Genomic DNA, 13,445 nt, shown 5'->3' on the forward strand with positions numbered 1-13,445 from the left:
CAAATATACGAAAAATTAAATTCTATAGAGTATCTTTGTATTTCCGTAAGAATAAAATTTAAGATTCTTGCGGATAATCATTTTAATAGAATACTGGAAAAGCATTCATTCACCCCATTAAATACAACCTCATGAAAATTATATCTGTAAAAGAAAATCCGGCTTACAAAGACATAGCGATCAACTATCTGCAAAGTAAATGGCCTTCTGTATATCCTATCATGTATGAGGATAGCATCAATCATTGTATAGATTCTCCGAGTTCTTTTCCACAGTGGTATTTGTTGGAGAAAGATGATCAGATCATCGGCTGTGCAGGACTGATCACGAACGATTTTATCAGCCGGATGGATTTGTATCCATGGGTTTGCGCTGTGTATATAGACGAAACTCAACGAGGAAATTTTTACAGCAGCCTTTTATTGGAGAAAGCCAAAGAAGATACGGTTAAAGCTGGTTTTAACAAATTATACCTCAGCACTGAGCACATAGGCTTCTATGAAAAGCTGGGATTCAAATATATAGGACAAGGATACCATCCCTGGGAAGACGAATCACGGATATACGAAATAGAAATAAAAGTATAATTTCTTCGAATAACAGAGATTATGCTGTAACTTTTTCAACCTAATTCATGCTTTGATTTTGAATAAATACATATATTTGCTTCTAATAAAAATAAAGTTTATGAGAATCACGTATTTTATTATCACCCTCGCAATTTGTTTTTGTACTTCGCTTTTTGCGGAGAACAAAGCAAACGATTTAATGAAACAGGCACAGAACAGCCTGGAACAAAAGGACTTTACCAAAGCCCGTTATCTTTATATCCAAGCTTACAAAGCCTTCTCGAACGAAGGAGACTATACGCAAGCCATTGATTGTGGAACAAAAGCGACATATCTTTATTACCGCGAAAACTACTATCAGGAAGCGTTTGAGCTTTGCCGGCAAATGACCCAGTTTCTGTTGACCGAAGAACAAAAAGCACAGAAAACATTCTACGACCAGCGTTTCCAACTGACAAAAGAACGGCTACAAATGTACATCAAGCTCAAAAATGCAGCGCAGGCCCAACTTCAGTTGAATACTCTGGATAACCTGGTCAGTCAGGCCGGTAGCGACAAGCTCGCCGAAGATTTATTATATACCCAGGCAAGCTATTATTATACCTTCGGACAAAACGATCAGGGAGACGCCAGTTTTAACAAACTGATCAACCAGTTCAAAGACAAAAAAGAATACGACAAAGTGAGTGAATGTTACAGACATCTGATCTCCATTGCCCGTACGGCAAATAATGCTCCGTTAATGGAACGTACCTATGAAAAATATATCGTCTGGACCGATTCAGTAAAGGCACTCAATGCACAGGATGAACTGGGAGCATTGCAACTGAAATATGATGAAAGCCAGAAAACCATACAGGAAAAAGATGACAAACTATCGGGCAAACAATACATGATAGTAGGTCTCTGCACATTGGTGGTTATTCTTATCGCGGCTTTGGCTTTACTTGCCTTCCTGTTGTTACGTTTCATTGTACTCAACAAAAAGCTGAAAAACATTATCCAGACAACCAACGAGCATAGTGAACAGCAAACCAAATTTATTCAAAGTATTTCCGAACAAATGGAGCCTACGCTCAATATGCTTGATACGTCGGCTGGAGAATTACGTAATGCAGCTCCCCAACAAGCGGCTTCTATCCAGAAACGTGTAGATGCTTTGAAACAATTCAGCCTGAACATTCAGGAACTTTCTTCTCTTGAAAGTTCTTTAATGGAGACTTACGAGACACAATCCTTCAACATGGGAAGTTTCTGCAAAAAAGCGATGGATAAAGTAAAGGATAAAATACACCCTGATGTAGAAGTGATCGTAGATGCTCCTCAATTGGAAGTAAAATCAAATCCGGAACAGCTGGAACGTGTCTTACTACATTTGTTGAATAATGCTGCTTCATACACGACATCCGGCAAAATATGGCTGGAATTCAAGAGAAAAGGAGCTCATCTTTGCCATCTTATCGTAACAGATAACGGTACAGGAATTCCTGATGAACAAAAAGAGAACCTGTTCAAGCCATTCAACGAAGTCAAAGACCTGGCAGATGGCGATGGACTCGGATTGCCAATCTGTGCTCTGATCGCCAATAAACTGAATGGAAACCTGTCGATCGATAAAGACTACAAAAAAGGATGCAGGTTTATTCTGGTATTACAGATCTAAGAGAAACATTAATCACTTTATTTTCTATATAAAAGCCTTTCAGGAAAACTGGAAGGCTTTTTTGTTATTTATTTGACCATTTCAAAAAGAACTTCTTTCAGATTAAAAGCAAAAAGAACTATACATATTTCATATTGACACCAAAACAACAATTATTATATCAAACAGAAACCATTCATTCAGATAAAGCAAAAAAACGTCACACTTTAACACCACAACATATATCACAATGAAAGAAACATTCTATATTTGTCAAACAATTTGACAACAAAAACAGGCATTACACAAACATAAGGTCAACAAACAATGAAAGAACAGATCTATTTGAACAGAAAGCAGGGATTATATGATCCAGCGAATGAACATGACGCCTGCGGTGTAGGAATGTTGGTAAACATTCACGGAGGAAAGTCGCACGACATTGTAGAGTCAGCCCTTAAAGTATTGGAAAATATGCGTCACCGTGGTGCAGAAGGTGCAGATAACAAGACGGGGGATGGTGCAGGTATTCTATTGCAGATTCCTCACGAATTTATTCTGTTGCAAGGGATTCCCGTACCGGAAAAAGGGAAATATGGTACAGGTCTGGTCTTTCTTCCTAAAGACGAAACACAGCGATCCGCTATCCTCAGTATTATGATCGAAGAGATTGAAAAGGAAGGACTTACCCTGATGCACCTGCGGAAAGTTCCGGTCAACAGCGATATATTGGGGAAGGATGCCCTGGCAACTGAACCGGATATCAAGCAGCTCTTCGTGACCGGATGCGATAACCAACAAGAGCTGGAATTGAAGTTGTACGTTATCCGTAAACGCATTGAGAATAAAGTAACAACCTCTGACCTGCCAGGCAGAAATGACTTCTATGTGACCTCGTTATCCACTAAAAATATTGTATATAAGGGAATGCTGGAGTCGATGCAACTTCGTCATTATTTCCCCGACCTGACAAATAATTATTTCACAAGCGGACTGGCATTAGTTCACTCCCGCTTCAGTACGAATACGTTCCCGACATGGAGCCTGGCCCAACCGTTCCGTCTGCTGGCACATAACGGAGAGATTAATACGATCCGTGGAAACAGGGGATGGATGGAAGCGCGGGAAAGCGTACTCACCTCACCTACGATCGGGAATATAGAAAGTATCCGTCCGATCATTCAGCCGGGGATGAGCGATAGTGCCTCACTGGACAATGTGCTGGAGTTTCTGGTCGCTTCCGGATTGAGTCTGCCTCATGCCATGGCGATGCTGGTACCGGAAAGTACAAATGAGAAGAATCCGATATCGGATGACCTGAAAGCGTTTTATGAATATCATTCTATCCTGATGGAACCGTGGGACGGACCGGCAGCTCTGTTATTCAGCGACGGACGGTTTGCCGGAGGTATGCTGGATCGTAATGGTTTGCGTCCGGCACGTTACCTGATCACGAAAAACGACATGATGCTGGTAGCTTCCGAAGTGGGCGTAATGGATTTTGAAGCAAACGAGATCAAAGAGAAAGGCCGTCTGCAACCGGGAAAAATATTGATGGTCGATACAGAGAAAGGTGAAATATATTATGACGGCGAACTGAAAAAACAACTCGCCGAAGCCAAACCTTATAAGAGATGGCTGTCAAACAACCGCGTGGAACTGGACGAACTGAAATCAGGACGTAAAGTACCCCATACAGTCGAAAACTACAGTAAAATGTTACGCACCTTCGGGTACAGCCGCGAAGATGTGGAAAAGATCATCATGCCGATGTGTACCGGAGGTGCCGAACCGGTTGGTTCTATGGGGAATGATACGCCATTGGCCGTTCTATCCGATCGTCCGCAGTTATTGTTCAATTATTTCCGTCAGCAATTTGCCCAGGTGACCAATCCTCCGATCGACCCGATCCGAGAAGAACTGGTCATGAGTCTGGAAGAATATATAGGAGCAGTAGGCAATAATATCCTTGTGCCGAGTGAAAGCCATTGTAAAATGGTACGGCTGAATCATCCGATCCTGACCAACACGCAATTAGATTTGCTCTGCAACATCCGCTATAAAGGATTCAATGCAGTCAAACTGCCTATGTTGTTTGAAGTGGAAAAAGGATGGGAAGGCCTGAAAGCAGCCCTCGACGAGCTGTGCAAACAAGCGGAACAATCCGTTACCGACGGCGTGAACTACATCATCCTGAGCGATAAGAACGTAGATGAAAAGAGGGCACCTATCCCGTCGCTGCTTGCCGTCAGCGCCGTACATCATCACCTGATCTCCGTACAAAAACGTGTACAGACAGCTCTGGTCGTTGAAACCGGCGAGATGCGCGAGGTTATGCATGCCGCCCTCCTGCTGGGGTACGGGGCAAGTGCCATCAATCCATATATGGTTTTTGCCATCCTGAAAGAGCTGGAAGGGAAACATGAAATCCAGCTGAACTACGAAACGGCACGCAAGAATTATGTAAAATCCATTTGCAAAGGGCTTTTCAAAGTGATGAGTAAAATGGGGATCAGTACTATCCGCAGTTATCGCGGAGCCAAACTGTTCGAAGCCGTCGGTTTGGATGCCGGACTGGCACGCACCTATTTCGGCGGTACGACCAGCAACGTCGGCGGTATACGCCTGGATGAGATCGCCCGTGATGCGATCGTTCTGCATCAGCAGGCTTTTAACCTTCCAATTGATGAGATGCTGGAACATAAAGGGATATACAGCTTCCGGAAAGACGGGGAGAAACATGCCTGGAACCCGGAAACCATTTCTACCCTGCAACTGGCTACACGTCTGGGCAGTTACAAGAAGTTCAAAGAATATACCCATATGGTGGACGAAAAAGAATCGCCCATCTTCCTGCGTGACTTCCTTACTTTCAAGAAACAAAAATCTATTCCGGTCGAACAGGTGGAACCCGCCTCCGAAATCATGAAGCGTTTCGTCACAGGCGCCATGAGCTTCGGCTCCATCAGCAAAGAAGCACATGAGACGATGGCCATGGCGATGAACAAGATACACGGCCGGAGCAATACCGGTGAAGGAGGTGAAGACCCGGCACGTTTCACGCCACGTAAAGATGGCTCGTCACTCCGCTCCGCGATCAAACAGGTGGCATCCGGACGTTTTGGCGTTACTACGGAATATCTGGTCAACGCGGATGAGATACAGATTAAGGTTGCCCAGGGTGCCAAACCGGGAGAAGGCGGTCAGTTACCGGGATATAAGGTCAATGATATCATTGCCAGGACTCGTCATTCCATACCGGGTATTTCGTTGATCTCCCCTCCTCCCCACCATGATATTTATTCGATCGAAGATCTGGCACAACTGATCTTCGACCTGAAGAATGTCAATCCGAAAGCAGAGATCAGTGTCAAACTGGTATCGGAAAGCGGCGTCGGAACGATCGCTGCCGGAGTTGCCAAGGCGAAGGCCGACCGTATTGTCATCTCCGGGGCAGAGGGAGGAACAGGTGCGTCACCGATCAGTTCGATCCATTATGCGGGATTACCCCCCGAACTGGGTTTGTCGGAGACGCAGCAGACATTGGTCATGAACAATCTGCGCGGACAAGTCCGCCTGCAAACCGACGGGCAACTGAAGACCGGACGCGACATCGTCCTGATGGCAATGCTGGGAGCCGAAGAATTTGGTTTTGCCACCTCTGCCCTGATCGTCCTGGGTTGTGTCATGATGCGCAAATGTCATATGAATACCTGCCCTGTCGGCGTTGCGACACAAGATGAAGAGCTGCGGAAACGTTTCCACGGACGGCATGAGTATCTGGTAAACTTCTTTACTTTCCTGGCAGAAGAGGTGCGCGAATATCTGGCAGAAATGGGCTACAGCAAACTGGATGATATTATCGGACGGACAGATTTTATAATTAGAAAAGGGACGCAGATGACGCAGAATACGCAGACGGGCGCGGACCAGAAAACAACTAATTCCAAATATGATTTACTGGACTTCACGCACCTGTTACATCTTCCGGAACAAGCGGCTCACACAGCTATCCATCATCTGACCAACCAGGTACATCAAATAGAGAATGTGAAAGATGTGGACATCATCCGTCATGCACAGGCAGCCATCGAACAGCAGCAGGAAGTATCGCTCGATTATGCCATCGCCAACACAGACCGCAGCGTCGGCGCCATGCTTTCCGGTGAAATAGCCAAACGTTACGGAAATGCCGGACTGCCGGAACATACGCTCAATATAAAATTTAAAGGTTCGGCCGGACAGAGCTTCGGTGCCTTCCTTGCCCACGGCGTTCATTTCCGCCTGGAAGGAGAAGCGAACGATTATCTCGGAAAAGGTCTTAGCGGCGGACGTATCAGCCTGATGCCACCGGTACGCTCCACCTTCGTTGCCGAGGACAATACGATTGCCGGCAATACCTTATTATACGGGGCAACCGGTGGAGAAGTCTACATCAATGGTCGTGTCGGCGAACGTTTCTGCGTGCGTAACAGCGGAGCCATAGCCGTAGTAGAAGGTGTAGGAGATCATTGCTGCGAATATATGACCGGAGGCCGCGTGGTCGTCCTCGGTCGCACAGGCCGCAACTTTGCAGCCGGAATGAGCGGCGGTGTGGCCTACGTATGGAACAAGGCGGGCGATTTCGATTATTACTGCAATATGGAAATGGTCGAACTCTCCCTGATCGAAGACAGTGCCACCCGCAAGGAATTGCATGAACTGATCCGTAAGCACTACCACTACACAGGCAGCCATCTGGCCGGAAAGATGCTGGACAACTGGGATAAACAGGTAGATGAATTCATCCGGATCGTCCCGATCGAATACAAGAAAGTCCTGCAGGAAGAACAGATGAAAAAGTTGCAGCAGAAGATTGCGGAGATGCAGCGAGATTATTAAACTGATTTTTTTTGACATTAGACATTTAAACATCATGGGAAATCCAAGAGCATTCCTCACCATACATAGACAAGAAGCAGGCTATCGTCCTGTAGAAGATCGTATCGACGATTTCAGCGAAGTAGAACAAACACTCAACAGCAGCGATCGCCGCCGTCAGGCTTCCCGTTGCATGGACTGCGGCGTTCCTTTCTGCCATTGGGCTTGCCCGCTCGGAAACAAACAACCGGAATGGCAAGACTTCCTTTATAAAGGACAATGGCGTGAAGCCTATCACGTACTGGAACAGACCTGCGACTTTCCGGAATTTACCGGCCGCATCTGCCCTGCCCTCTGCGAAAAAAGCTGCGTGCTGAAACTGAGTTGCGACGAACCCGTCACCATCCGTGAGAATGAAGTCGCCATCATCGAAGCTGCCTTCCGTGAAGGTTTGGTACAGCCGGTCACCCCCGTACGTAACGGTAAACGCGTCGCCGTCATAGGCAGCGGTCCGGCAGGACTGACTGTTGCCAACCAGTTAAACCGCAAAGGATACGAAATCACAGTCTTTGAAAAAGACGAACTACCGGGTGGCCTGCTCCGTTTCGGCATCCCGAACTTCAAACTGAGCAAAAACATCATCGACCGGCGTATCCGCCTGATGGAAAAGGAAGGTATCCGTTTCCGGGTCAACACCATGGTAGGAAAAGAAATCCTTGCCAAGGATATAGTAAAGGAATACGATGCCGTCTGCATCGCCATCGGAGCAGAAACACCCCGTGACCTGCCGATCGAAGGCCGCAACCTGAAAGGCGTCCATTTCGCCCTCGAACTGCTGGGACAGCAAAACCGTCTTTTGGAGGGTATCGTCATCCCTCCCAAAAGCATCATCAACTGTAAAGGCAAGAAAGTTCTTGTCATCGGCGGCGGTGATACCGGAAGCGACTGCGTAGGAACAGCCAATCGTCACGGTGCAGCAAGTGTGACACAGATCGAGATCATGCCGCAACCGCCTATCGGTCATAACCCTGAAACTCCCTGGCCCATGTATCCACAGGTACTAAAGACCAGCAGCAGCCATGAAGAAGGTTGCCTTCGCCGGTGGAATCTCGCTTCCTGCCGTTTCATCGGAGATAAAAATACGTTGAAAGGCGTAGAAGTAGAGGAAGTAGAATGGCATTCATCTGCAAACGGAGGCCGTCCCGAAATGAAACTGACGGGAAAGAAAGAGATCATCGAAGCCGACCTCGTATTCCTGGCCATGGGTTTTGTCCATCCCGAACAGGAAGGTCTTGTCAAAGAGCTTTCACTGGTAGTAGATACCCGTAAAAACATTGTCGTCGACCATAAGCACCAGATAGCCGACAGCAAACTATTCGCCTGCGGCGATGCCGTCAGTGGCGCCAGCCTGGTCGTTCGCGCCATGGCTTCGGGCAGGGAAACGGCAAAAGCAATAGATTGTTATCTGCAACCAGACAGCAACACCTAAAAACAGTCGGCATCGGCCATCCCAAGAGAACGCTTTGCGTTCTTGAAAGGCCTCAGCGGATGAGCGTTAAACGAAGGAGGAAGACGGAGCGATTAAAAAAATCCGTTGTTTGAGCGCAGCGAGTTTCGGATTTTTCAGCGTAGTCTTTCGCCGGAGTAGCGAAGCCGGTGCAGCCTTGATCTTTTCTTTGCTTCGTTTCTTTTGGATCAAGCCAAAAGAAATGAAGGCCCGCCCGGTGGCAAACCGGATAAAACGAACATTAAAACAATAACGATTATGTGTGGCATTACAGCAATCTTCAACATCCGTGAAGACGCCTCCGCCCTCCGTGGCCAGGCATTGGAAATGAGTAAACGAATCCGTCACCGCGGACCGGACTGGAGCGGCATCTACCAGGGACGCACTGCCATCCTTGCCCACGAACGCCTCTCCATCGTCGACCCAGCCTCCGGTGGTCAGCCTCTGAAAAGCAAAGACGGCAAACTGATCCTGACCGTGAACGGTGAAATCTATAACCACCGCGAAATCCGTCAGGAATTAAAAGATGAATACGAATTCATGACCGGTTCCGACTGCGAAGTCATCCTCGCCCTCTATCGTAAGTACGGTACCGGTTGTGTCGAACGGCTCAGCGGCATCTTTGCCTTCGCCCTCTACGACGAAGAAAACGACACCTACCTGATTGCCCGCGACCCTATCGGCGTCATCCCCCTGTATATGGGTTACGACGACCACGGCCATCTTCTCATCTCTTCCGAACTGAAAGGTCTGGAAGGTTTCGCCACCATGTACGACCAGTTCAAACCCGGCCATTATTTCTATAGCAAAGATATCGACCTCACCCGATGGTACGTCCGTGACTGGATGGATTATGAAAATGTAAAAGAGAACCCCGCCCGTGTAGAAGAATTGCACGATGCCCTCGAAGCCGCCGTCCAGCGTCAACTGATGAGTGATGTCCCTTACGGTGTCCTCCTTTCCGGCGGCCTGGACTCTTCCATCATTTCAGCCATTGCCAGGAAATACGCTGCCAAACGTATCGAAACCGATAACAAAGCCGATGCCTGGTGGCCGCAACTCCACTCTTTCGCTATCGGCCTGAAAGGTGCCCCTGACCTGGCCGCAGCCAGGAAGGTAGCCGACTATATCGGCACCGTCCACCACGAAATCAACTATACGGTACAGGAAGGTCTCGATGCCATCCGCGACGTAATCTATTATATCGAGACGTACGATGTAACGACCGTCCGCGCCTCTACTCCGATGTATCTCTTGTCCCGCGTGATCAAAAGTATGGGTATCAAGATGGTGTTGAGCGGTGAAGGAGCCGATGAAGTTTTCGGTGGTTATCTCTATTTCCACAAGGCACCCGATGCCCAAGCATTCCACGAGGAGACCTTACGTAAACTAAGCAAATTATACATGTATGATTGCCTACGTGCCAACAAAAGCCTTTGTGCCTGGGGTGTGGAAGGCCGTGTCCCCTTCCTCGACAAAGAATTTCTGGATGTGGCAATGCGCCTGAACCCAGCAGCCAAAATGTGCCAGGGCAAGACCATCGAAAAGAAAATCCTCCGCGAAGCCTTTGCCGGCATGTTACCGGAAGAAATCGCCTGGCGTCAGAAAGAACAGTTCTCCGACGGTGTAGGTTATAGCTGGATTGACAACCTAAAGAAGATCACCGACGAACTGATCACCGACGAAGAGATGAAACATGCGGCAGAACGTTTCCCGATCAATACGCCTCAAAACAAAGAGGAGTATTATTACCGTACTATCTTCGAAGAGCATTTCCCCAGCGAAAGTGCCGCACGCAGCGTTCCTTCCGTTCCGAGCGTCGCCTGCTCCACAGCTGAAGCATTGGCGTGGGATGCTACTTTCAGTAATATGAACGAACCGAGCGGACGTTCTATCAAAGGAGTACATGAAGCGGCTTACTGACCGTGACAATAAAAGTGTTTCACTGGGAAGAAACAGTTGTTTCTCCTAGTTGAAACACTTGTTTCTACCTAATGAAACACTTTCAAGGTTATAGTCGTCCGGGTAACATTCCGGCAGTTATAAAAAATCTTCCCTAACCGGACTAAACGTATCGATCAACACACCGGTTTCCACACATTCGCATCCATGCAAAACACCCGGTTTCATATAAACGCCATCTCCTGTCCTGACGATCTTTGTTTCCCCGTCCGTCGTAAACTTAAACACGCCACTGGCCACATAAGTAGTCTGTGTATGCGGATGTGTATGAGGTGCCCCGACTGCTCCGGTCTCAAACTTCACCTTTACCATCATCAAATCATCATTATATCCCATGATCTGACGCTGCACACCTCCACCGAGGTCTTGCCATTCTATCTTTTCTTCAAATTGAAAATTAGCACTTTCCTGATTCATAATTTCCTTTTCATTAATTCGTTGTTCAATGCGTAAAGATAACTGATAATGTAGTTTTTTCAAATATCCATAGGGTATTCACTATATTTACACGTCAATTATCCGGTATATTAGAATACCACTAATTATTTTACACATGAAAAACATTATATATTGAATACTAAATAAGTTTTTATCAAATGAAATTGCGACTGATTTTATGTTGCCTTTTACTATCCCTCGGAAGTATATGGGCAAAAGATGATGTAAGAAAAGCCTCCGAGGCTCTGATCAAACGGGTTATCCCTGAAAAGGCAGCCTCGTTTAAAGTGGAAACGATTCAAGCGGAAGACGGTAAAGATCGTTTCGAAATCGAATCCAAAGGCAGTAAGATTATATTACGGGGAAACAACGGTGTATCTGTAGCGTCTGCACTTTATCATTATTTGAAATATTATTGTAACGCGCATATGTCATGGAACGGGGATAATCTGAATCTCCCGTCACGTCTTCCAAAAGTTCCGGAAAAAGTGGCGTGTCCGACCGCTTTCGACCATCGTGTCTATCTGAATTATTGTACCGTCAGCTACACAATGGCCTGGTGGGACTGGGAACGTTGGCAACGTGAAATTGACTGGATGGCCATGCACGGTATCAATATGCCCCTGGCCGTAATCGGGCAGGAAGCTGTCTGGCAAAATACTTTACGCCGGTTTAAAATGAATGACGATGAGATCCGTACATTCCTGGTCGGTCCGGCTTTCCAGGCATGGCAATGGATGACGAATATTGAAACATACGGAGGTCCGCTGCCACAATCGTGGATTGATTCCCACAAAGAACTCGGACAGCAAATCCTGGAACGTCAGCGTGAACTGGGAATGACTCCTATCCTGCAAAGTTTCACGGGTTTCGTACCGATCAAACTAAAAGAGAAATATCCCGAAGCCCGCATCAAAGACAAGAATCGTTGGTGTAATGCGTTTACCGCCACCGTACAACTGGACCCGCTGGATCCTTTATTCAAAGAAATGGGACAAGCCTTTTTGGAAGAACAGCAAAAGCTATACGGCACAAACCATATTTATGCCGCCGATCCTTTTCACGAAGGGGCTGCTCCCAGCAATGAGAAGTCATATCTTGAAGCAGTAGGAAAAGTGATATGGGAAGTTGCCTCCGGTTTCGACCCCGAAGCCATCATAGCGATGCAAACCTGGTCGTTACGTGAAGCTATTGCCCGCACGTTCCCGCAAGATCGTCTGCTCTTATTGGATTTAGGAGGCTGGAACGTAGAGAAGTTCGACAGTTTTTGGAACTACCCGTATGTAGCGGGTGTATTGCATAATTACGGCGGACGTGTTTATATGGGAGGAAATCTGCCATTATATGCCAAAAATGCACATGAATTGAAGAAAAACCCTAAAGGAGGGAATATACAAGGTATCGGTCTCTTCCCGGAAGCGATCGAACATAATCCGGTCGTTTACGAACTATCTACAGAAATAACCTGGATGCAGGATGCTCCGGTATTAGAACAGTGGGTCATGGATTATGCACGTGCCCGTTACGGAAAACTACCTCAGGGAGCCGAACAAGGCTGGAGAGTATTACTGGAAACGGTATATAGCGATAAAGCAGGCAGATTACCTAGTACAGAAAGTGTTATGTGTGCCCGCCCAGCTTTAAACATTCAAAAAGTGGCAGCCAATGGCGACTTAAGCCGCCCCTATTCTACTTCCCGTTTATGGGATGCCGTCAATTATTTTCTCCAGGCATCCGATGACCTGAAAGCAAGCGACACCTACCGATATGACCTGGTCGATGTCATGCGCCAATGTCTTTCCGATCTTTCTCTGCCTTTACAAAAACAAATAACAAAGGCTTATCAGTCTGGGGATAATGAGAAATTACAACAGGCAGGAGATCAGTTCCTCACATTAATCGATGACTTCGACCGGTTACTGGGAACCCGTTCCACGTTCTTGCTGGGTAAATGGATAAAAGAAGCGCGTCAATGGGGAACAACCGACGAAGAAAAAGATTTATATGAATGGAATGCACGTACATTAGTAACGGTATGGGGTCCGAAACATCCTTCTGCCCACCTATTTGAATACTCGAACCGCCAATGGGCAGGCTTAATGAAAAGTTATTATAAACCTCGTTGGGAAAAATTCATCAGTTATCTGAAAGTCCAGCCTAAAGGCGAATGGCGTTATGATGAACAGTATATCCGTAAATCATTGGCTGAACGCCCGGCTTTGGATGCGAGCGATTTCTATACCCGTCTAACTAATTGGGAATATGAATGGGCCTTCAATAAAGAAACCTATCCGGATACACCGCAAGGGAACGAAATCGAAATTGTAAAGGAGTTATATGCCAAATGGCTTCCGGTAATGAAACAAGTAAGTAAATAAGAAATTTGTTTCATATTCATAAAAGATGCAATTTTATTATCAAACACACGATAATAAAATTGCATCTTTTTATATCAGTTCTTGAAGAA

At 46.5% G+C, this 13,445-nt stretch carries 8 protein-coding genes; 7 read left to right on the forward strand and 1 reads right to left on the reverse strand.

Translation table 11 applies throughout. The features are described 5' to 3' along the window. The first annotated feature begins 131 nt into the window (after window positions 1-131). From DXD68_RS16385 to asnB, 6 genes are all read left to right on the forward strand, one after another. Window positions 132-587 carry a GNAT family N-acetyltransferase gene (locus tag DXD68_RS16385; protein WP_122362599.1) on the forward strand — a complete coding sequence of 152 codons (456 nt, stop codon included), beginning with the start codon at window positions 132-134 and terminating at the stop codon, window positions 585-587. A gap of 100 nt (window positions 588-687) precedes the next feature. Next, window positions 688-2,232 carry a sensor histidine kinase gene (locus DXD68_RS16390; RefSeq protein ID WP_122362600.1) on the forward strand — a complete coding sequence of 515 codons (1,545 nt, stop codon included), beginning with the start codon at window positions 688-690 and terminating at the stop codon, window positions 2,230-2,232. A 306-nt stretch (window positions 2,233-2,538) separates the two neighbouring features. Next, on the forward strand, window positions 2,539-7,092 hold the full coding sequence (gene gltB / locus DXD68_RS16395) for a glutamate synthase large subunit (protein ID WP_122362601.1): 4,554 nt from the start codon (window positions 2,539-2,541) through the stop codon (window positions 7,090-7,092). 34 nt (window positions 7,093-7,126) lie between these two features. Then, the gene (locus tag DXD68_RS16400; RefSeq protein WP_122362602.1) at window positions 7,127-8,560 is read left to right on the forward strand and encodes a glutamate synthase subunit beta; all 1,434 of its coding nucleotides are present in this window, start codon (window positions 7,127-7,129) and stop codon (window positions 8,558-8,560) included. 109 nt (window positions 8,561-8,669) lie between these two features. Continuing rightward, window positions 8,670-8,831: a hypothetical protein gene (locus tag DXD68_RS24140; RefSeq protein WP_158585902.1), complete on the forward strand. Its 162-nt coding sequence runs from the start codon at window positions 8,670-8,672 to the stop codon at window positions 8,829-8,831. 5 nt (window positions 8,832-8,836) lie between these two features. Beyond that, the gene (gene asnB / locus DXD68_RS16405) at window positions 8,837-10,501 is read left to right on the forward strand and encodes an asparagine synthase B (protein WP_122362603.1); all 1,665 of its coding nucleotides are present in this window, start codon (window positions 8,837-8,839) and stop codon (window positions 10,499-10,501) included. A 117-nt stretch (window positions 10,502-10,618) separates the two neighbouring features. On the opposite strand, the gene DXD68_RS16410 is transcribed toward asnB, so the two are convergent. Next, window positions 10,619-10,957: a cupin domain-containing protein gene (locus tag DXD68_RS16410; protein ID WP_122362604.1), complete on the reverse strand. Its 339-nt coding sequence runs from the start codon at window positions 10,955-10,957 to the stop codon at window positions 10,619-10,621. Between the two features lie 179 nt (window positions 10,958-11,136). On the opposite strand from DXD68_RS16410, the gene DXD68_RS16415 reads away from it, so the two are divergent. Further along, window positions 11,137-13,356: an alpha-N-acetylglucosaminidase gene (locus DXD68_RS16415; protein ID WP_122362605.1), complete on the forward strand. Its 2,220-nt coding sequence runs from the start codon at window positions 11,137-11,139 to the stop codon at window positions 13,354-13,356. Window positions 13,357-13,445: the final 89 nt, after the last annotated feature.

It is taken from the genome of Parabacteroides sp. TM07-1AC (assembly GCF_003480915.1).
GTDB lineage: Bacteria > Bacteroidota > Bacteroidia > Bacteroidales > Tannerellaceae > Parabacteroides > Parabacteroides chongii.

What these genes read in the sequence shown, in the direction of transcription:
- DXD68_RS16385 (WP_122362599.1), top strand. Translation starts at nt 132, where the DNA reads ATGAAAATTATATCTGTAAAAGAAAATCCGGCTTACAAAGACATAGCG.
- DXD68_RS16390 (WP_122362600.1), top strand. Translation starts at nt 688, where the DNA reads ATGAGAATCACGTATTTTATTATCACCCTCGCAATTTGTTTTTGTACT.
- gltB (WP_122362601.1), top strand. Translation starts at nt 2,539, where the DNA reads ATGAAAGAACAGATCTATTTGAACAGAAAGCAGGGATTATATGATCCA.
- DXD68_RS16400 (WP_122362602.1), top strand. Translation starts at nt 7,127, where the DNA reads ATGGGAAATCCAAGAGCATTCCTCACCATACATAGACAAGAAGCAGGC.
- asnB (WP_122362603.1), top strand. Translation starts at nt 8,837, where the DNA reads ATGTGTGGCATTACAGCAATCTTCAACATCCGTGAAGACGCCTCCGCC.
- DXD68_RS16410 (WP_122362604.1), bottom strand. Translation starts at nt 10,957, where the DNA reads ATGAATCAGGAAAGTGCTAATTTTCAATTTGAAGAAAAGATAGAATGG.
- DXD68_RS16415 (WP_122362605.1), top strand. Translation starts at nt 11,137, where the DNA reads ATGAAATTGCGACTGATTTTATGTTGCCTTTTACTATCCCTCGGAAGT.